This is a genomic window from Kitasatospora sp. NPDC056138, from assembly GCF_042264695.1.
In the GTDB taxonomy this organism is placed as follows: Bacteria; Actinomycetota; Actinomycetes; order Streptomycetales; family Streptomycetaceae; genus Kitasatospora.
This window is the reverse complement of the sequence record NZ_JBHJVK010000003.1, coordinates 39,374-58,007: the sequence shown is the minus strand read 5'-3', so window position 1 is coordinate 58,007 and position 18,634 is coordinate 39,374. Positions and strand designations below refer to the sequence as shown.

Annotated in this window: 15 protein-coding genes and 1 riboswitch; of the genes, 7 read left to right on the top strand and 8 right to left on the bottom strand. The window is 70.4% G+C overall.

Annotated features, from left to right (window positions below):
* Window positions 1-178: 178 nt before the first annotated feature.
* From ACFC1R_RS03190 to ACFC1R_RS03170, 5 genes are all read right to left on the bottom strand, one after another.
* A complete protein-coding gene (locus tag ACFC1R_RS03190) occupies window positions 179-1,483 on the bottom strand; it encodes a sugar transporter (protein ID WP_375931792.1) in 1,305 nt (434 codons plus the stop codon).
* Window positions 1,484-1,762: 279 nt separating this feature from the next.
* Entirely contained in the window at window positions 1,763-3,295 is a 1,533-nt protein-coding gene (locus ACFC1R_RS03185) for a glycoside hydrolase family 3 protein (RefSeq protein ID WP_375931789.1), read from the bottom strand.
* 2 nt (window positions 3,296-3,297) lie between these two features.
* Window positions 3,298-4,137 carry a carbohydrate ABC transporter permease gene (locus tag ACFC1R_RS03180; protein ID WP_375931786.1) on the bottom strand — a complete coding sequence of 280 codons (840 nt, stop codon included), beginning with the start codon at window positions 4,135-4,137 and terminating at the stop codon, window positions 3,298-3,300.
* Entirely contained in the window at window positions 4,134-5,153 is a 1,020-nt protein-coding gene (locus ACFC1R_RS03175) for a carbohydrate ABC transporter permease (RefSeq protein WP_375931783.1), read from the bottom strand. Before ACFC1R_RS03175 ends, ACFC1R_RS03180 begins: the two co-directional genes overlap by 4 nt.
* Before the next feature lie 89 nt (window positions 5,154-5,242).
* Window positions 5,243-6,517: an extracellular solute-binding protein gene (locus ACFC1R_RS03170; RefSeq protein WP_375931780.1), complete on the bottom strand. Its 1,275-nt coding sequence runs from the start codon at window positions 6,515-6,517 to the stop codon at window positions 5,243-5,245.
* 336 nt (window positions 6,518-6,853) lie between these two features.
* Between ACFC1R_RS03170 and ACFC1R_RS03165 the strand changes: the two genes are divergently transcribed.
* The 4 genes from ACFC1R_RS03165 (at window position 6,854) to ACFC1R_RS03150 (ending at window position 10,716) form a co-directional block, all read left to right on the top strand.
* Complete coding sequence (locus ACFC1R_RS03165) at window positions 6,854-7,645, top strand: GntR family transcriptional regulator (protein WP_375931777.1); 792 nt, start codon at window positions 6,854-6,856, stop codon at window positions 7,643-7,645.
* A gap of 227 nt (window positions 7,646-7,872) precedes the next feature.
* A complete protein-coding gene (locus ACFC1R_RS03160; protein ID WP_375931774.1) occupies window positions 7,873-8,166 on the top strand; it encodes a DUF3311 domain-containing protein in 294 nt (97 codons plus the stop codon).
* Complete coding sequence (gene mctP / locus ACFC1R_RS03155) at window positions 8,163-9,794, top strand: monocarboxylate uptake permease MctP (RefSeq protein WP_375931772.1); 1,632 nt, start codon at window positions 8,163-8,165, stop codon at window positions 9,792-9,794. Before ACFC1R_RS03160 ends, mctP begins: the two co-directional genes overlap by 4 nt.
* A 178-nt stretch (window positions 9,795-9,972) precedes the next feature.
* A complete protein-coding gene (locus ACFC1R_RS03150; RefSeq protein WP_375931769.1) occupies window positions 9,973-10,716 on the top strand; it encodes a histidine phosphatase family protein in 744 nt (247 codons plus the stop codon).
* A 49-nt stretch (window positions 10,717-10,765) separates the two neighbouring features.
* Here ACFC1R_RS03150 and ACFC1R_RS03145 read toward each other — a convergent pair whose 3' ends face one another.
* On the bottom strand, window positions 10,766-11,743 hold the full coding sequence (locus tag ACFC1R_RS03145; RefSeq protein ID WP_375931766.1) for a helix-turn-helix domain-containing protein: 978 nt from the start codon (window positions 11,741-11,743) through the stop codon (window positions 10,766-10,768).
* Window positions 11,744-12,094: 351 nt separating this feature from the next.
* Here ACFC1R_RS03145 and ACFC1R_RS03140 point away from each other — a divergent pair, with 351 nt between their 5' ends.
* The 3 genes from ACFC1R_RS03140 (at window position 12,095) to ACFC1R_RS03130 (ending at window position 16,419) form a co-directional block, all read left to right on the top strand.
* Window positions 12,095-12,589: a GNAT family N-acetyltransferase gene (locus ACFC1R_RS03140; protein ID WP_375931763.1), complete on the top strand. Its 495-nt coding sequence runs from the start codon at window positions 12,095-12,097 to the stop codon at window positions 12,587-12,589.
* Between the two features lie 71 nt (window positions 12,590-12,660).
* Window positions 12,661-12,802, top strand: a riboswitch (cobalamin riboswitch).
* A gap of 189 nt (window positions 12,803-12,991) precedes the next feature.
* The gene (locus tag ACFC1R_RS03135; protein ID WP_375932264.1) at window positions 12,992-15,394 is read left to right on the top strand and encodes a ribonucleoside-diphosphate reductase subunit alpha; all 2,403 of its coding nucleotides are present in this window, start codon (window positions 12,992-12,994) and stop codon (window positions 15,392-15,394) included.
* Window positions 15,395-15,423: 29 nt separating this feature from the next.
* Window positions 15,424-16,419 (top strand): ribonucleotide-diphosphate reductase subunit beta, encoded by a 996-nt coding sequence (locus tag ACFC1R_RS03130; protein WP_375932261.1) that lies wholly within the window; start codon window positions 15,424-15,426, stop codon window positions 16,417-16,419.
* Window positions 16,420-16,549: 130 nt separating this feature from the next.
* Here the strand turns inward: ACFC1R_RS03130 and def are convergent, their stop codons facing one another.
* Both def and ACFC1R_RS03120 read right to left on the bottom strand, forming a co-directional pair.
* The gene (gene def, locus ACFC1R_RS03125) at window positions 16,550-17,191 is read right to left on the bottom strand and encodes a peptide deformylase (protein ID WP_375931760.1); all 642 of its coding nucleotides are present in this window, start codon (window positions 17,189-17,191) and stop codon (window positions 16,550-16,552) included.
* Between the two features lie 173 nt (window positions 17,192-17,364).
* The gene (locus ACFC1R_RS03120) at window positions 17,365-18,345 is read right to left on the bottom strand and encodes a tetratricopeptide repeat protein (protein ID WP_375931757.1); all 981 of its coding nucleotides are present in this window, start codon (window positions 18,343-18,345) and stop codon (window positions 17,365-17,367) included.
* Between the last annotated feature and the right edge of the window lie 289 nt (window positions 18,346-18,634).

The following is an 18,634-nucleotide window of genomic DNA, read 5'->3' as shown; positions in this document are numbered from 1 at the left end:
GATGTGCCTCCGATGAGATGGTTGAACCCCCGTCGGACGGATGCCTGACGGGGACCTCTTACGGCGGCGAGTCCGCACACTCGCTGCGAATGATTCCTCCGACGATCCTACGGGGGCCGGAGGGCCGGAGCACACCCGGTGCACCCTCCGGAACCGGGGACGGCGCACCGGGAGCGGCTCAGGAGGGGGTGTTGATCAGCTTGTCGATCGCCGCGTCCGCGTCCTTGGTCGCGGCGTCCACCGACTTGCCCCCCAGGATGCCGTCGAGCATGTCGACCAGCACGTTCTGCTTCTCGACCGCGCTCCAGCCGGGGGCCAGCGGGGTGAACCAGGCGTCCGGCACCGCGTTGGCGGCGGCGGCCGTGGTGGCCTTGGTCTTCAGCGGCTCCAACTGCGTCAGGTTGTTCGGCAGGGTGTCCTTGTCCGCGAGCACCTGCTCGGACTTGCCACTGGTGAACATCCGGATCCAGTCCTTGGCCAGCTCGGCCGAGGGCGACTTGGCGGTCACCGCGAGGTCCGAGCCGCCGATGAAGGAGGGCAGCGGCTTGCCGTTCGGGCCGGGCATGACGGCCTGCCGGAGGCTGTCGGCGAGCTTCGGGTCGCCGGTGAGCGGGGCGGTGGCGCCGGCCACCTCCCAGCCGTTGCCGTACAGCACGGCCGCCTTCTGCCCGGCCAGGACGCCGCTCTGGCCGGCCTCGTCGACGGTGAGGTCGCCGTGGTTGTACGTCCTCACCAGGTCGACGAAGTGCTGGATGCCCTGCTGCGACTTGGCGTCGTGCAGCGTGCCGTGCCAGTTGCCGGAGCTGTCGAAGCGGGCGATGGCACCGCCGTACGCCGCGACGTAGGACATCGCCGCGTACCAGTACGGGCCCGGCAGGTAGAGCGCGGAGAAGGTCCGGTCGCCCCGGTGCTTCGCCTGGACCTTGTCGAGCGCGGTGCGCAGGTCGTCCTCGGTCTTCGGGAACTCGGCGCTGCCGGTGGCGTCCTGGAACATCGCCGAGTTGTAGATGCCGACCCGGGCGCCCGCGTAGTACGGGACGCAGAACAGCTTGTCCTGGTAGGTGCAGGTGTTGACCAGCCCGCGGATCCAGGTGTCGGAGTTCTCGAAGGTCGACTTGTCCACCGGGGCGAGCGAGCCGTTGAGGATGTACTTCATGGTCTCGGTGTTGCCGAGCTCGACCACGTCGGGGGCGTCGCCGCCCTTGAGCGCGGCGTCGAGGTTGCCGACCTTGTCCTTCCAGGTCTGGTACCTCAGCTTCAGCTGGACCTTCGGGTACTTGGCGGCGAACCGGTCGTTGACGCTCTTGACCAGCTCGGGCCAGTTGTTCTGGGCCTCCGGCATGAGCCAGACGGAGACCGTGCCGGTGGCGTCCCCGGGGTCGGCGACGGCCGGACCGGCCTTCGCCGACCCGCCGGAGCCGCAGCCCGCGACCGAGGCCAGCAGGGCCGTGACACCGATCGCAGCCAGCAGCTGACGCTTCACGCAATCCTCCCGAGGAGCAGGTAGGTCTGCGCAGTGGTACAGACCAGCTGGCTGGATACTGGCCTAGACCACATCGAGCGTCAACGCATTCGTGCACGTGAAGTGGCTTATGTTGCAGACCTGTTGTGAGGTGTGCGCAGGCTGTGCCCAGTGCGTCACTTAGGGTCCCGTTAAGGTCCCCTTAAGGCTCCCTTGAGGGAGCACGGTCATCACCGGACCGGAAGAGCCCGGGGCCCGCCGGAGTGAAGTCTCCAGCGGGCCCCGGGCCGTAACAGCGGGTCAGACGGACTGTCCGGTCAGCACCTCGACGGCGGCCAGTCCGCAGACCCGGGCCGCCCCGTGGGTGGCGACGTGCAGCGCACCGACCGGTACGGCCTGCGGCACGCCCATCTCGACCACCAGCGCGTCCGGACGGGCGGACACCAGCCGGTCCAGGGCGGCGGACATCCACGGGTGCCGGTGCGCGTCGCGGACCACCAGGACGAGGCGGCGGTCGGCTGCCCCGGCGAGCACCCTGGCCGCCACCTCGTCCAGCTCCACGTCCGGGCCGAACCTGGCCGTCCTGGTCCCCGGGAAGCGGGCCGCCAGCATGCCGGCCACGCCCCACGGGGTCTCGTCGCCGACCGCGATGTTCGCCTGCGGGGAGAACGAGGCCACGTACGGGCGCTCGGTCACCGCGGCGGCGGCCGCGCCCGGCGCCCTGACCACCCGCAGGGCCCGGCGGGCGGCCCGCAGGCCGATCGCCAGGTCCGGCTCGGCCAGCTCGCCCTGGGCCTCGATCCTGGCCCAGCTGCCCAGGCCGCGGACCCGCTGGGCCGCGTCGGCCAGGCGCTCCTCGGTGAGGCGTCCGGCGCGGACCGCCTCCACGATGGCGTCGCGCAGGTGCAGCACCGTCTCCTCGTCGGACAGCCCGCCGCCGACGCAGATCGCGTCGGCACCGGCGATCAGGGCCAGGACGGTGCCCTCGCCGGTGCCGTAGGTGTCGGCGATGGCACCCATCTCGATGCCGTCGGTGACGATCAGGCCCTCGTAGCCGAGGCCGCCGTCGGCGGGCCGCGCCCGCAGCAGGTCGCTGAGCACCGCCCGGCTGAGGGTGGCGGGCAGCGTCGGGTCCAGAGCCGGGATCATGATGTGAGCGGTCATCACGGCCTTGGCGCCGGCCGCGATCGCGGCCTTGAACGGGACCAGGTCGCGCGAGCGCAGCAGGTCCACGTCCACGTCCACCACCGGCAGGCCGAGGTGGGAGTCGACGGCGGTGTCGCCGTGACCGGGGAAGTGCTTGGCGCAGGCGGCCACGCCGACCGACTGCAGGCCCTCCACCCAGGCGGCGGTGTGCCGCGCGCACAGCCCGGGGTCAGCGCCGAACGAGCGGACCCCGATCACCGGGTTGCGCGGGTTGGAGTTGACGTCGGCCGACGGCGCCCAGTTGTAGTTGACGCCGCAGGCGGCCAGCGCCCGGCCCAGCTCGCGGGCGACGTCCCGGGTCAGCGCCGGGTCGTCGATCGCACCGAGGGCCAGGTTCCCCGGCCAGGAGGAGCCGGAACCGGCCTCCAGCCGGGTGACGTCGCCACCCTCCTCGTCGATGGCGACCAGCACGTCCGGGTTCTCGGTGCGCAGCGCGGAGGTCAGCGCGGCCAGCTGGTCCGGGTCGGTGACGTTCCGGCCGAACAGCGCGACCGAGCCGAGGCCGGCCGCCAGGTGACGGCGCAGCCAGTCGGGCGGGGCGGTCCCGACGAAGCCGGGCTGGAGGACCGTCAGGGCGTCGCGGTGCAGCTGGTCGCTGTCCGCGACGGCGGGGACGAGGATGCTCACGGTCACCCCTTCACGGCGCCGGCGGTCATCCCGCCCACGGCCTTGCGCTGCAGGAACAGGAAGACGATCAGGACCGGTACGGCGAACAGCGTCGACGCGGCCATCGTGGCACCCCAGTCGTTCCCGAAGGTGCTCTGGAAGGAGGTCAGCCACAGCGGCAGGGTCTGCGCGGTGCCCTCACCGGTCTGCTTGTTCAGGATCAGCACCAGCGGGTACTCGTTCCACGCGGTGATGAACCCGAACAGCGAGGTGGACATCAGGCCCGGAGCGAGCAGCGGGAAGACCACCTTGACGAAGGCCTGGGTACGGGTGCAGCCGTCCACCATCGCCGACTCCTCCAGCTCCTTGGGCACGGCGGCGATGAACCCGCGCAGCGTCCAGATCGTGAAGGGCAGCACCATCATCATGTAGAAGATGGTGAGCGGGAGAAGGCTGTTCAGCATCTCGCCGTCGCGGGTGATCATGTAGATCGAGATCGTCATGACCTCCCAGGGCGCCATCTGGGCCGCCATGACGATCAGGACGAAGACCTTGCGCCCGCGGAACTTCATCCGGGCGACGGCGAACGAGGCCAGGGTGGCGATCACCAGCGAGGCGAGCACCGCGCCGACGGTGACGGTGAAGCTGTTGCCGACCATCGTCCAGAACTGGTCCGCGTGCACCGCCCGGTCGAAGTGGTCGAGGGTGCCGTCCAGCGGCAGGAAGACCGGCGTTCTGCTGATGACGTCCCGGTCCGGCTTGAACGCCGTCGAGACCATCCAGTAGACCGGGAAGAGGAAGAAGAGGGCCAGGACGGCGGCGATGACGTTGGGCCAGGTGCGTCCGATGAGCGAGCGCCTCACAGCTCGTCCTCCTGCTTCAGAATGATCCGGAAGTAGTACGCCATCAGCACGCCCAGCATCACGATGGTGAGCACGGCGATGGCGGCACCCGTCCCGTAGTGCTGGTTGCCGAAGCCCTCGACGAAGGCGTACACGGGGAGCGTCTCGGTCAGCCGCTGGGGGCCGCCGAAGTTCATCGCGTAGACCTGGGTGAAGCACTTGAAGACCCAGATGACCTCGAGGAAGGTCGTGGCGAGGAAGAACGGGCGCAGGCTGGGGAAGACCACGGCGGTGAAGATCTTGAACGCCCCGGCGCCGTCCATCCGGGCGGCCTCGTAGAGCTCGGCCGGGATGGTGGTCAGGCCCGCGTACATGTTGAAGGCGACGAAGGGGATCGAGCCCCAGACGATCAGCAGGACGATCACGAAGAAGGTCGAGAGCTGGCTGCCGAACCAGTTGTAGTCGGCCATGCCGTGCCAGCCCAGCCCGTCCAGGAACCAGTTGACCACGCCGTACTGCTGGTCGAAGAGCCAGGTGTAGACCGTGGTGCTGGCCACGATGGGCATCGCCCAGGCCAGGATCAGGCCGAAGGACAGGAAGAGCCGCATGCCCTTGCCGAGCCGGTTCAGCAGCAGGCCGACCAAGGTGCCGCCCGCCATGATCAGGACGACGTTGAGCAGGGTGAAGGCGACCGATCGTCCCGCGGTGTGCCAGAACTCCGAGCTGCCCAGCTGCGCCGTGTAGTTGTCGAACCCGTTCCACTCGGTCAGGTGCTGGATCAGCTGACGCCGGTTCAGGTTCTGGAAGGAGATCAGCGCCGTCTTGACCAGCGGCCAGCCGAGCAGCGCCGCGGTCGCCAGGGTGGCGGGCAGGATCAGGAGGTAGGGCGTACTCCGGGAGAGCAGGCTCGCACCGCCGGCGGGTCTCACGTTCTTCGGGGTGCCGTCCGCGGTCGCGGCGGTCGGCCCGGTGTCGGCCCCGGCGTTCTTCGCTTCCCCCGGGGACCGCGTCTGCACCCGCTCGGAATGCACAGCCATCGTTCTCTCTTCCTCGCACCCGGCCAAGACAGGACGGCGGCGCCGCCCGCCGGCCCCTGGGGGAGACCGGAGTGCGGCGCCGCTCGGCACTACTGCTTCTGCGCGAGACGCTTGCTGATCTCGTCGTCGTACTTCTTGGCCAGGCTGTCGTAGTCGCCGCCCTGCAGGGCCGCAGCCAGGAAGTCCTTGATCGGGTTCGGGTTGTTCTCGACGTTGGCCCAGGACGCCACGTTCGGGGTGACGGCGCCGTTGGCGGAGGCCGGCAGCGCGGCCTTGGCGAAGTCCCCGGTGACCTGGCTGTTCAGCGAGGTCTTGTTCGGGATCAGGCCGGAGGCGGCCAGCTGGCCCTCGAACTTGTCCGACAGGGCGATCTTCAGGAAGCCCTTGGCCAGGTCCTGGTTCTTGCCGGCCTCCGCGACGGCGAGGTTCGAGCCGCCGAGGAAGACGCTGGACGGCTTGTCGGCGGTCTTGCCCGGGAGCGGGAAGAAGCCCACCTTGTCGGCCGGCATGTCCTTGGGGGCCGGAGCCTCCCAGCCGAGGCCGATCATCGCGCCGATGTCGCCCTTGGGGAACAGCGTCGACTGCTGCGGGGTGGCCTCGTCCTTGTCCTTCGGGGCGTTGGAGTAGCTCTGCAGCTTCTGGAACGTCGCGAAGGCGGCCTTGGCCTCGGGGGACGACAGGTTGCCGACCCACTTGTCGCCGTCCTGCTTGGCGATCTTGCCGCCCGCGTCGGTGACCAGGCCGAAGTAGGTGTACCACTCCTGACCGGGCAGGTAGATCGCGTTGTTGACGCCCGGGGTGCCCTTCAGCTTCTCCAGGTCGGCGTAGAACTCGTCCAGGGTCTTCGGCGGGGCGGCGATGCCGGCCTTGGTCCAGAGCTCCTTGTTGTAGATCACCACGCGGTTGGTGAAGTACCACGGCGCGGCGAACTGCTTGCCGTCCAGGACCGCGGACTCGTTCAGGTTGGGGGCCCAGTCGTTGCCGCCCAGGTCCGCCTTGGCACCGGTGAGGTCGGCCAGGCCGCCGGTGGCCGCGTAGCCCGCGGTCTGGGTGTTGCCGATCTCCAGGACGTCGACCGAACCCTCGGACAGCGCAGTGGTGACCTTCTGCCCGATGCCGTCCCACTTCTGGATCTGGATGTTCAGCTTCGCCCCGGGGAACTGCTTCTCGAACTCGGCCTTGACGCCGTCCTGCCACGCCTGCGGGGCCGAGCCGTCCATGAACCAGGCGTTGAGGGTCTTGCCGTTGTAGTCCTTCGCGCCGCCCGACGACGCACCGTCGTCCTTCTTGGCGTCCGAACCACATGCCGCGAGACCGACGACCATAGCTGCGACGCCGACCGCCGCGATGAGCTGACGCTTCATTACGCCATCCTCCTGAGGGATGCCCGGGGTGCCCCCACGGGGGGACGACATACCGGCACGGAACGGCAGGAACTGGTGTCGCAAACCCATGGGAAGGGGTGGGGAATTCTCTGAGCGGTCTGCAGTGGTGTAGACCAGCTGCCTGGAGCTTGGCCTAGACCAATGGGCGTGTCAACGGTGGCCGGAGCAATTGGGACCACCCGTTATCAAGCCGACACCGCAGATCGTTCATCGTGTGATGAGCTCCCCGTCGACAGGACATACGTGCAACGATGTGTGCCGTTAACGAGGCAGCAGGGTCAAGGACGACCCCGCAACTAGCAGGAGATACGGCCCATGACCAGCGACGGGGGCAGCACTGCCCAGGTGAACAACCCCCAGGCGAAGAGCCTGCCGACGCAGACAGCGGCCGACCCGACCGCCCGCGTCCCCAAGTACTACGGCCTGAAGCGCCACCTGCTGCAGCTGACCGAGACCCAGCCGGCCGGCACCCCGGTCCCGCCCGAGCGGGCGCTCGCCGCCCAGTTCGACACCTCCCGCACCACCGTGCGCCAGGCCCTCCAGGAGTTGGTGGTCGAAGGGCGCCTGGAACGCATCCAGGGCAAGGGCACCTTCGTCGCCAAGCCCAAGGTCGCCCAGGCGCTCCAGCTCACCTCCTACACCGAGGACATGCGGGCCCAGGGCCTGGAGCCGACCTCCCGGCTGATCGAGCTCGGCTACATCAGTGCGGACGAGCACCTCGCGCCGCTGCTCGACATCAAGCCCGGCAGCCGGGTGCTGCGGATCGAGCGCCTGCGCCTGGCCAACGGCGACCCGATGGCGATCGAGGTCGCCCACCTCTCCGCCAAGCGCTTCCCCGCCCTGCGGCGCAACCTGGCCAAGCACAACTCCCTCTACACCGCGCTGCGCGAGGTGTACGGGGTCACGGTGGCCGAGGCCGAGGAGACTATCGAGACCACCCTCGCCAACCCGCGCGAGGCCGGACTGCTCGGCTCCGACCTCGGACTGCCGATGCTCCAGCTCTCCCGGCACTCCTTCGACGCCGAGGGCGCCCCGGTCGAGTGGGTCCGCTCCATCTACCGCGGCGACCGCTACAAGTTCATCACCCGCCTCAAGCGCCCGGAGTGACGGCGGGGCGGGACACGCCCGAGCGGTTCGGCGGCCGGACCTGACGAGGTTCGGCACGGGCCCGTCCGGTATCCGGAATCTTCGGTCCTGGGTAGTGACACAGGTCACTCCAGGCCCTAGATTTCGCAGCCGTACTGACTGCCGATCACCGCAGGTGCTGCTCGGCGGGCGCACGGCCCCGTGCGTCGCGGCGCCGACGAGGTGAGCCCTCATCAGCCGGAGCACACATGTCGTCGTCCGAAGCCTCGAAGCCCGATACCGGCGCGCCCCCCGGCGCGATCCCGGCCGTGACCCCGGAGCGGGTGCTGGCCGGCATCTGCCTGCTCGTCCCGATCGTCGCGGTGCTCTGGGTGTCCTCGTACACCAAGGTGACCCCGGAGCTCGGCGGGACCCCGTTCTTCTACTGGTACCAGCTGCTCTGGGTGCCGGTCTCGGCGGTCTTCACGGTCGGCGCCTACCTGCTGCTCCAGCGTGACGAGAAGGCCCGCAGGGCGGCCGCCGAGGGTGGTGGGCCGGCGTGAACCACGGCGTGAACGTCACCGCACTGACGGTCTTCCTGCTGTTCTTCGCCCTGGTCACCGCGATGGGCTTCCTGGCCTCGCGCTGGCGACGGGCGGACGACGCCCAGCACCTGGACGAGTGGGGCCTGGGTGGCCGCAGCTTCGGCACCTGGGTGACCTGGTTCCTGCTCGGCGGCGACCTCTACACCGCGTACACCTTCGTCGCCGTCCCCGCGCTGATCTACGGCGCCGGCGCGGCGGGCTTCTTCGCGGTGCCGTACACGATCATCGCGTACCCGCTGGTCTTCCTCTTCCTGCCCCGGCTCTGGTCGGTCTCCCGGGTGCACGGCTACGTCACCCCGGCGGACTTCGTCCGCGGCCGGTACGGTTCCAAGGGGCTCTCGCTCGCGGTCGCGCTGACCGGCATCCTGGCCACCATGCCGTACATCGCGCTCCAGCTGGTCGGCATCCAGGCGGTGCTGGACGTGCTGGGCGTGGGCGGCGGGGCGAACAGCAACTGGTTCGTCAAGGACCTGCCGCTCTTCCTGGCCTTCGCGGTGCTCGCCGCGTACACCTACTCCTCGGGTCTGCGGGCCCCGGCCCTGATCGCGTTCGTCAAGGACACGCTCGTCTACATCGTGATCATCGTCGCGGTGATCTACATCCCGATGCGGCTCGGCGGCTACGGGCACATCTTCGACTCGGCCGCGCAGAAGTTCTCCGCGGTCAATCCGGCCACCGGCAAACCGGTCGGCTCGCTGGTCACCGGCGAGAGCGCGCAGTGGACGTACGCCACGCTGGCGCTCGGCTCGGCGATGGCCCTGTTCATGTACCCGCACTCGGTGACGGGGGTGCTGGCCTCCAAGTCCCGCAACACCGTGCGCCGCAACATGGCGATCATGCCGGCGTACTCGCTGATGCTCGGCCTGCTGGCCCTGCTCGGCTTCATGGCCGTCGCGGCGGGCGTCGGCAAGGGCGTCAAGGGCTACAACGCGCAGCTGGCGGTGCCGCAGCTGTTCGCGGACATGTTCCCGGACTGGTTCACCGGTGTCGCCTTCGCGGCGATCGGCATCGGCGCGCTGGTCCCGGCAGCGATCATGTCGATCGCGGCGGCCAACCTGTTCACCCGCAACGTCTACAAGGAGTTCCTCAAGCCGGACGCCACGGCCGCCCAGGAGACCCAGGTCGCCAAGGTCGCCTCGCTGCTGGTGAAGGTCGGCGCGCTGGCCTTCGTGCTGCTGATGGACAAGCAGTTCGCGATCAACCTCCAGCTGCTCGGCGGCCTGTGGATCCTGCAGACCTTCGTGTCGATCGTCGGCGGACTCTTCACCCGCTGGTTCCACCGCTGGGCGCTGCTGGCCGGCTGGGCGGCCGGCATGGTGTACGGCACCTGGAAGGCGTACGGGGTCTCCTCCCCCGCCACCAAGCACTTCGGCGGCAGCTCGGCGGTGATCCCCGGGGTCGGCGAGATCGGGTACATCGGCTTCACCGCCTTCGCGCTCAACCTGCTGGTGTCCCTCGTGCTGACCCTCCTCCTGCGGGCCTTCAACGCCCCTGACGGCGTCGACGAGACCAGCCGGGCGGACTACAGCGCCGAGGCCGGGGACAAGGCCCTGGAGGACGCCCCGGAGCCCGTGGCGGCGCACTGACCCCGGCAGGCGCACTCGTCGCCGACTCGTGCGCCCTGTGATCGCGCCGTCACCTCCGTCAACACTGGGGTGGCGGCGCGATCACTCGGCGGCGCAATCGTTCCGGGGGCGCGACCATGGAGTGCGCGTGGCTCGCACGGCCCCACCGGGTCACGGACACCAACGGGGAGAACCGGTCATGGCAGAACTCACCAGCGTTTTGAACGGGCACCGCCTCGCAGCCCACCGGCGGGCGCTGCCCTCCGTCCTGATCGCCACCCGGCACGGCGAGAGCACCGCCAACGTCGAGTTCCGGCTCGCCGCCGAGACCGGGGCGCTGACCGTCCCGATCACCAGCCGGGACGCCGACATACCGCTCTCCCCGCACGGCCAGCGCCAGGCCCACCACCTCGGCCGCTGGTGGGCCAGGCTGCCCGCCGCCGACCGGCCCCGCGCCGTCTGGTGCTCCCCCTACCTGCGCACCACCGAGACCGCCAGGATCGCGCTCGCCCGGGCCGGCGGCCTCGGCGCGGTGCCGGCCGGGCTCCCGGTCAGGTACGACGAACGGCTGCGGGACAGAGAACTCGGCGTCCTGGAGATGCTGACCGCCGCCGCGATCGAGAAGAAGCACCCCGCCGAGGCCGCCCGCCGCCGCAAGATGGGCGAGCTCTACTACCGACCGCCCGGTGGCGAATCGTTCCTCGACGTCGCGCTGCGGATGCGCAGCTTCCTGCGCGACCTCTGCGAGGAGGAGGACGGCAGAGCGGTGCTGGTGGTCTCGCACGACTGCCCGGTCCTGATGCTCCGCTACGTCCTGGACCGGCTCACCGAGTCCCAGCTGCTGGAGCTGAACGCGGTGCGCAACTGCTCGACCAGCCTCTGGCGGGCCCTGGACGGCCAACTGCGGCCCGAACACTGGAACTCGGTGTCCCACCTCGACTGACACCGGGTCCTTCCGGTGCTCGGCGCGCCACCGGGCGGGCGGGCCCGGCTCAGCGCGCGATCCGGTTGGCCAGCTCGGGCCAGCAGCCCGCGAACGCGCGCCGGTACGCCAGCGGCGTCGTGCCCAGCCAGCGGCCGAAGTGGTGCCGGAGGGTGGCCGCGTTGCCGAAGCCGCAGCGGGCGGCGACCACGTCCACGGGGTCGTTGGTGCTCTCCAGCAGGCGCTGGGCGAGGAGGAGGCGCTGGTTGGTGAGCCAGCGGTGCGGGGTGGTACCGGTCTCCTCCTGGAAGCGGCGGGCGAAGGTGCGGGGGGACATGTGGGCCCGGGCGGCCAGCTGGTCGACCGTCAGGTCCTGGTCGAGGTGGCGGCGCAGCCAGTCGAGCAGCCCGCCGAGCGACGCCGCGTCGCACACCGGCAGCGGCCGGGCGACGAACTGCGCCTGCCCGCCCTCCCGGTGCGGGGCGACCACCATCCGCCGGGCGATCGCCCGGGCCACCTCGGCGCCCTGAAGCTTGCGGACCAGGTGCAGGCAGGCGTCGATCCCGGCGGCCGTCCCGGCCGAGGTGATCACCGGGTCGTCGTCCACGTAGAGCACGTCGGGTTCGATGGTGCTGAGCGGGAAGCGTCGGGCCATCTCGTCGGCGTGCTTCCAGTGCGTGGTGGCCCGGCGCCCGTCCAGCAGCCCGGCGGCGCCGAGCAGGAAGCTGCCGCTGCAGATCGACAGTGCGCGCGCCCCGCGCTCGACGGCAGCGCGCAGTGCCTCGGTGAGCGCCGGCGGGTACTCCGCGCGCCGTCCGACCGCCGTCACCACGACCAGGTCCGCCTCGGCCAGCCGTTCCGGCCCGTACGGGACGTCGAGACCGAAGCCGGCGTGGGTGGCGAGCCGGCCGGAGCGGTCGGCGGCGAGGGCGAAGTCGTACACCGGCAGGCCGTCGTCACTGCGGTCGAGTCCGAAGATCTCGCTGGCCACGCCGAGTTCGAACGGGTGGACCGGCTCCAGCACCACGGCGACGACGTTCTTCAGCATCCCCCCAGAATGCCGTTGGCAGGATTTCGACGCAATCGGTCATTTCTGCCACTCGCGGCTGCGACCTGCACGGACGAGGGTTGAGGGCATGACCTCGGAGACACTCGCAACCTCGCTCGGCCTGCTCGGCACCATCGGCGGCTTCGGTCTGCTCGGCTTCCTGATCGGCCGTGAGCTGCCCGGCCGCGGTGCGCCGGGGCACCCCGGAGGGCCCGGCTCGGGCGGCGGTCACGGCGGGGGTCCGGGCGGCGGTCACGAGGGCCCCAACCACCCCGCGGCGCCGGTTCTTCCCGACCGCCTGTACGGCACCCTGCCCGCCGCCTCCGCCTTTGGGTCGGGCACACTGTCCGGATGGACATCCTCATCCGCCGGGCGCTCGAAGAGGACCTCGAAGCCGCTGGTGACGTCACGGTCGAGGCGTTCGTGGGCGACGGTCACACCTCGCCGGACAGCGGCTACGTCGAGCTCCTGCGGGACGCCGGGCGCCGCAACCAGGAGGCCGAACTCCTCGTCGCGCTCGACCCGCACAGCCGGCAGGTCCTCGGCTGCGTGACCCTCGCGGTCGGCGGCACCGAGTGGGCCGACATCGCCGCCCCGCACGAGGGCGAGATCCGGATGCTGGCGGTCGGCGCGGCGGCCCGTGGGCGCGGCGCTGGTGACGCGCTGGTCCGTGCCGCGATGGCCCGCTGCCGGGAGCTCGGCCTGGCCGGCATGGCCTTCTCGACCCGTCCGGAGATGAAGGCGGCGCACCGGATCTACGAACGCCTGGGCTTTGCCCGGACCCCCGAACGGGACTGGGCGCCGGCCCCCGGAATCGACCTCATGGTGTACTCGATCACCTTCTGACGGCCTCTGCCGCGTAACCACGCGGGTAGCTCGGCCACGACACACGCCACTACATCTGGTGCCGCATCGTCGCACCGCCACAACATGTATGCTCGCTCTCGCTGTCGAAGCAGGGGAACCCGGTGCGAATCCGGGACTGCCCCGCAGCGGTGAGCGGGCGGCTGCCCCAAGCGCCCGCAAGTCCGATGACCTGCCGACGGTGTGCCACACGGCTTCCCCGCAGATGCCTTGCAGCACCGCAGTACGTCCGGGCCTCGCGGGTGGGCCGGGGGGTCGAGCGCGCCGGTACCGGGCGTGCTGTCCTTCCCTGCGCTCGTGCCGGTCCGGACCTCCCACCCCCAGCCTCCGGCTGGGAGGGGCTCCCCAGTCGTCCGCCGCCGCCAGGAGAGAAGCGCCTTGACCATCGCTGCCTCAGTTGCCCTGCCCTCCCAGGGTTCCGCCGCCACCCCCCAGACCGACCCCGGTGCGGCACTGCTTCGGCTCCTCACCGACCGCAGCGTGGACCTCCCCCAGGTGGACCCCGGCCACGTCGCCGCCGCCGCGCTGCGCGGCCGCCACGCCGGTTCGGACTTCGCCGAGCTGCGCGGGCTGGCCGTGGAGGCCGCCGCGTCGATGATCGCCGAGGACCCCCAGTACTCGAAGCTGGCCGCCCGCCTGCTCGCCATGGAGATCGCCGACGAGGCGATCGGCCAGGGCGCCGTCTCGTTCTCCGCCTCGATCGCCGTCGGCCACGCCGAGGGCCTGATCGGCGACGTCACCGCCGCCCTGGTCGCCAAGCACGCCGAGGCCTTCGACGCCCTGATCGACCTTCAGGGCGACGACCGCTTCGAGTACTTCGGCCTGCGCACCGTGCAGTCCCGCTACCTGCTGCGCCACCCGATCACCCGCAAGGTGATCGAGACCCCGCAGCACTTCCTGCTCCGCGTCGCGGCCGGTCTGGCGGTCGGCGACAGCGAGCAGTCGGTGGCCGAGGTGGCCGAGCTCTACCGGCTGATGAGCCGTCTGGAGTACCTGACCAGCTCGCCGACGCTCTTCAACTCCGGCACCAAGCACCCGCAGATGTCCAGCTGCTACCTGCTGGACTCGCCGCTGGACAACCTGGACTCGATCTACTCGCGCTACGCCCAGATCGCCCGGCTGTCCAAGCACGCCGGCGGCATCGGCCTGTCCTACAGCCGGATCCGCTCGCGCGGCAGCCTGATCCGGGGCACCAACGGCAAGTCCAACGGCATCGTCCCGTTCCTGCGCACCCTGGACTCCTCGGTCGCCGCCGTCAACCAGGGCGGCCGCCGCAAGGGCGCGGCCTGCGTCTACCTGGAGACCTGGCACGCCGACATCGAGGAGTTCCTGGAGCTCCGCGACAACACCGGCGAGGAGGCCCGCCGGACCCACAACCTCAACCTGGCGCACTGGATCCCGGACGAGTTCATGCGCCGGGTGAACGCCAACGCCGACTGGTCGCTGTTCTCCCCCGCCGACGTCCCCGAGCTGGTCGACCTGTGGGGCGCCGAGTTCGACGCCGCCTACGTCAAGGCCGAGGCCGAGGGCAAGGCCGTCCGCACCATCCCGGCGCAGACCCTGTACGCCCGGATGATGCGCACCCTGGCGCAGACCGGCAACGGCTGGATGACCTTCAAGGACGCCTCCAACCGCGCCGCCAACCAGACCGCGCTGCCCGGCCGGACCGTGCACTCCTCCAACCTCTGCACCGAGATCCTGGAGGTCACCGACGACTCCGAGACCGCGGTCTGCAACCTCGGCTCGGTCAACCTCGGTGCCCACGTCGCCGCCGGCGCCACCGCCGCCGACCTGGTGAACGCCATGGACTGGGAGCGGCTGGACGCCACCGTGCGCACCGCCGTGACCTTCCTGGACCGGGTCATCGACATCAACTTCTACCCGACCCCCGAGGCCGGCGCGTCCAACTCGCGCTGGCGCCCGGTCGGCCTGGGCGTGATGGGCCTGCAGGACGTCTTCTTCAAGCTCCGCCTGGACTTCGACTCCGCCGAGGCCAAGCAGCTCTCCACGCTGATCTCCGAGCGCATCATGCTCACCGCCTACGAGCGCTCCAGCGAGCTGGCCGAGCAGTTCGGCCGCCACGAGGCGTACCAGGAGACCCGCGCCGCCCGGGGCGAGCTGCACATCGACCACTTCGGCGCGGCAACCCCGCAGTGGACCGAGCGCTGGGACGACCTGCGCGCCACCATCGCCCGCACCGGTCTGCGCAACTCGCTGCTGCTGGCCATCGCGCCGACCGCGACCATCGCGTCCATCGCCGGTGTGTACGAGTGCATCGAGCCGCAGGTCTCCAACCTGTTCAAGCGCGAGACCCTCTCCGGCGAGTTCCTCCAGGTCAACCCGTACCTGGTCCGGGAGTTGAAGGAGCTCGGCGTCTGGGACCAGCAGACCCGGGACGCCCTGCGCGACTCCAACGGCTCGGTCCAGGACCTCAACTGGCTGCCCACCGAGGTCCGTTCGCTCTACCGCACGGCGTGGGAGCTGCCGCAGCGCGCGCTGATCGACCTGGCTGCCGCCCGCATGCCGTACATCGACCAGAGCCAGTCGCTGAACCTCTTCATGGCCGCGCCCACCATCGGCAAGCTCAGCTCGATGTACGCGTACGCCTGGAAGGTCGGTCTGAAGACCACCTACTACCTGCGCTCCCGCCCGGCCACCCGGATCGCCCAGGCCGCGACCCGCAGCAACGCCGTGAGCGTGCCGGCGCCCACCATGACCGCTGAGGAGCAGGCCGCCGCCATCGCCTGCTCCCTGGAGAACCCCGAGTCCTGCGAGGCCTGCCAGTGAGCACCCCTCAGTCCGAAGACCGCAAGAAGATGCTGCTCGACCCCGGTTTCGAGCTGACGCTGCGTCCGATGCGCTACCCGTCGTTCTACGACCGGTACCGGGACGCCATCAAGAACACCTGGACCGTCGAGGAGGTGGACCTGCACTCCGACGTCGCCGACCTCGCCAAGCTCAGCGAGGGCGAGCGGCACATGATCGGCCGCCTGGTCGCCTTCTTCGCGACCGGTGACTCGATCGTCGCCAACAACGTGGTGCTGAGCCTCTACAAGCACATCAACTCCCCCGAGGCCCGGCTCTACCTGTCCCGGCAGCTGTTCGAGGAGGCCGTGCACGTCCAGTTCTACCTGACGCTGCTCGACACCTACCTGCCCGACCCGGACGACCGCGCGGCGGCCTTCGCGGCGGTGGAGAACATCCCCTCCATCCACCAGAAGGCGCAGTTCTGCTTCAAGTACATGAACGCGGTCGACCACATCGACTCGCTGCAGACCAAGGCGGACCGCAGGGCCTTCCTGCTCAACCTGATCTGCTTCGCGGCCTGCGTCGAGGGCCTGTTCTTCTACGGTGCCTTCGCCTACGTGTACTGGTTCCGCTCGCGCGGTCTGCTGCACGGCCTGGCCACCGGCACCAACTGGGTGTTCCGGGACGAGTCCATGCACATGGACTTCGCCTTCTCCGTCGTGGACACCGTCCGCGAGGAGGAGCCGGACCTGTTCGACGACGAGATGGCCAAGCAGGTCACCGAGATGCTGGAGGAGGCCGTCGAGGCCGAGCTCCAGTTCGCCCGCGACCTCTGCGGTGAGGGCCTGCCCGGCATGAACACCGAGTCCATGCGCGAGTACCTGCAGGCCGTCGCCGACCAGCGGCTGGCCCGCCTCGGCATGCCGATCCGCTACGGCTCCAGCAACCCGTTCGGGTTCATGGAGCTGCAGAACGTCCAGGAGCTGACCAACTTCTTCGAGCGCCGGGTCTCCGCGTACCAGGTCGCCGTCGAGGGCTCGGTCTCCTTCGACGACGACTTCTAGGCCGGAACCACGAAGGCCGGTACGGGACTTCCCGTACCGGCCTTCGCCGTACTCCCTGACCGCTGGACCCCTGACCGCCGCAGCTCCGCGGATGGTGGCTCCGGGGCCGTACCGCCGGTGGTCCGTCCCGTCAGTCGTTCGGGACGGTGGCGTACCGGGGAGTGCCCTCGGCCATCTGCTTCAGGGCGGCCTTGCGGTCGCGCTTGGAGAGCTTGTCGATGTACAGGAAGCCGTACAGGTGGTCGGTCTCGTGCTGGAGGCAGCGGGCGAAGAAGCCGGTGCCCTCCACCCGGATCGGGTTGCCGTCCTTGTCCTGGCCGGTCACCGCGGCGTAGTCGGGGCGCGGCAGTTCGGCGTACGCGGTGGGGACGGAGAGGCAGCCCTCCTGGCCGTCGTCCAGGACGCGGCGGCGGCCGACCGGCGGCTCCTCCAGCACCGGGTTGACGACGTGGCCGATGTGGCGCACACCGTCGTCGTCCGGGCAGTCGTAGACGAAGACCTTGAGGTCGACGCCGATCTGGTTGGCCGCGAGGCCCACGCCCTCGGCCGCGTACATCGAGGAGAACATGTCGTCGATCAGCGCGGAGAGTTCGGCGTCGAAAGCGGTGACGTCCTTGCACTCACGGTGCAGAACGGGGTTGCCCATCACGGTGATCGGGCGGGCGGTGGCGTTGGCGAGGTCCGGCACCTCACCGATCACCTTGGTCGGCTGAGGCTCCTCGTGCTCATGCTCGTGGTCGTGGTCGTGCTCGTGGTTGTGCTGGTCCGCCATCGTCGCTTCCGCTTCCGTGGATCACTGAGGGTTTACCGATCAAGAGTACGGCTCCGAGGCGCTGCCAGGCCCTTACTTCCCTTGCCCGGCGGACCTCTTCGGCCTCTCCGGCCTCCTCTCCCGGATTCGGCCGGCTCCCCCCGGCCCCCCGGCTCCGCCGGCAGACCCCCCTGCTAGCAGACCTCTTCGAGGTCGCGGTAGGCCCTGGTCCCCGGCGAGGCGGCGGCCCAGCGGTCGAGCAGCCGACGGACCAGCCCGGCGGGGGCGGCGATCCCGCACTCCCGCTCGGCCAGCCAGGACATCCCGCCGCTGCCGCTGAGGTGGCTGAGGTGACCGGGGTGGTCGAGGTCGCCGTCGTCGTGCGGGTCGTGGTGGTGGGTGTGCCCGTCGTCGGCGGCCATCCGGCTCTCCGAACAGGCGCGGCAGAGCAGCCGCACCGAGGAGGTCCAGTCCTCGGCCGCGTAACCGGCATCGGCGACCAGCCGTTCCAGCGCGTCGCGGTCGGCGGCGGTGGCCGCCTGGAGCAGCACGACGAAGGTCGGCACCGGGGACGGCGCCCAGAGCTCGATCTCGTCGAAGACCGGGTACGCCACCCCGTCGGTGACCCGCTCGCCGTGCGGGGCACCGTCGTGCAGCACCACCTCGCCCCAGCGGCGGCCCGAGGACGGCAGCGGGATGGAGAGCACCTCGATCCTCGCCGGGTCGAGGCGTCTGCCCCAGACCACCTCGGACTCGCCCTCCGGGGAGAGCCGCACCGGCGTGGTGCCGAGGTCCAGCGCCACCGGGCTGTCCAGCGCGGCACCGCCGGGCAGCCGCAGGCCGTACGCCTGCCAAGCACGCCGGGCGAGCGGCCAGTCCTGCAGAGCGGTCGCGGTGATACCGAGGTTCCACCAGTCGGGAGCACCGTGCTCGCGGTCGAGCAGGGCGACCGCGCGCAGGCCGGCGCTGCGCGCCTGGTCCCAGTCGCGGCGGAACTTGTGCAGCAGTGCGAGGTTGAACCAGGAGTCGGAGAGCCACGGCTCCAGGTCCGCCGCCATCACCAGCAGCGCCCCCGCGTCCTCGTAGCGGCCGTCACCGATCAGGGTGAAGGCCCGATCGGTCGTCTGCCGCCAGGTGGCCGACGGCCGGTGCCGTGCGCGGTGGAAGATCCTCACGTTCCGTCCCTGCCGTTGTCGTCCGCCAGTACCGCAGTGCCTCCCCGGAGGCCGGGCCACCCCGGGGTGGGGCCTGCGCGGAGTCCGGTGTCCGCCACCGGACCGGTTCACCGGACCGGTGGCCGCAGCCGGAACGCCCCGGGAACCGGGCGGCCCCGGTTCCGGTGTTCCACGCTACGACCGCATCCAACCACGGCAGCCTTCGACCGCGCTCCCCGCACGTCCATTCAGTCAGCTTCGCCGCTCCGGTACGTCATAATCGCGGGCCCGCCACAGCGGGTTCACCGTC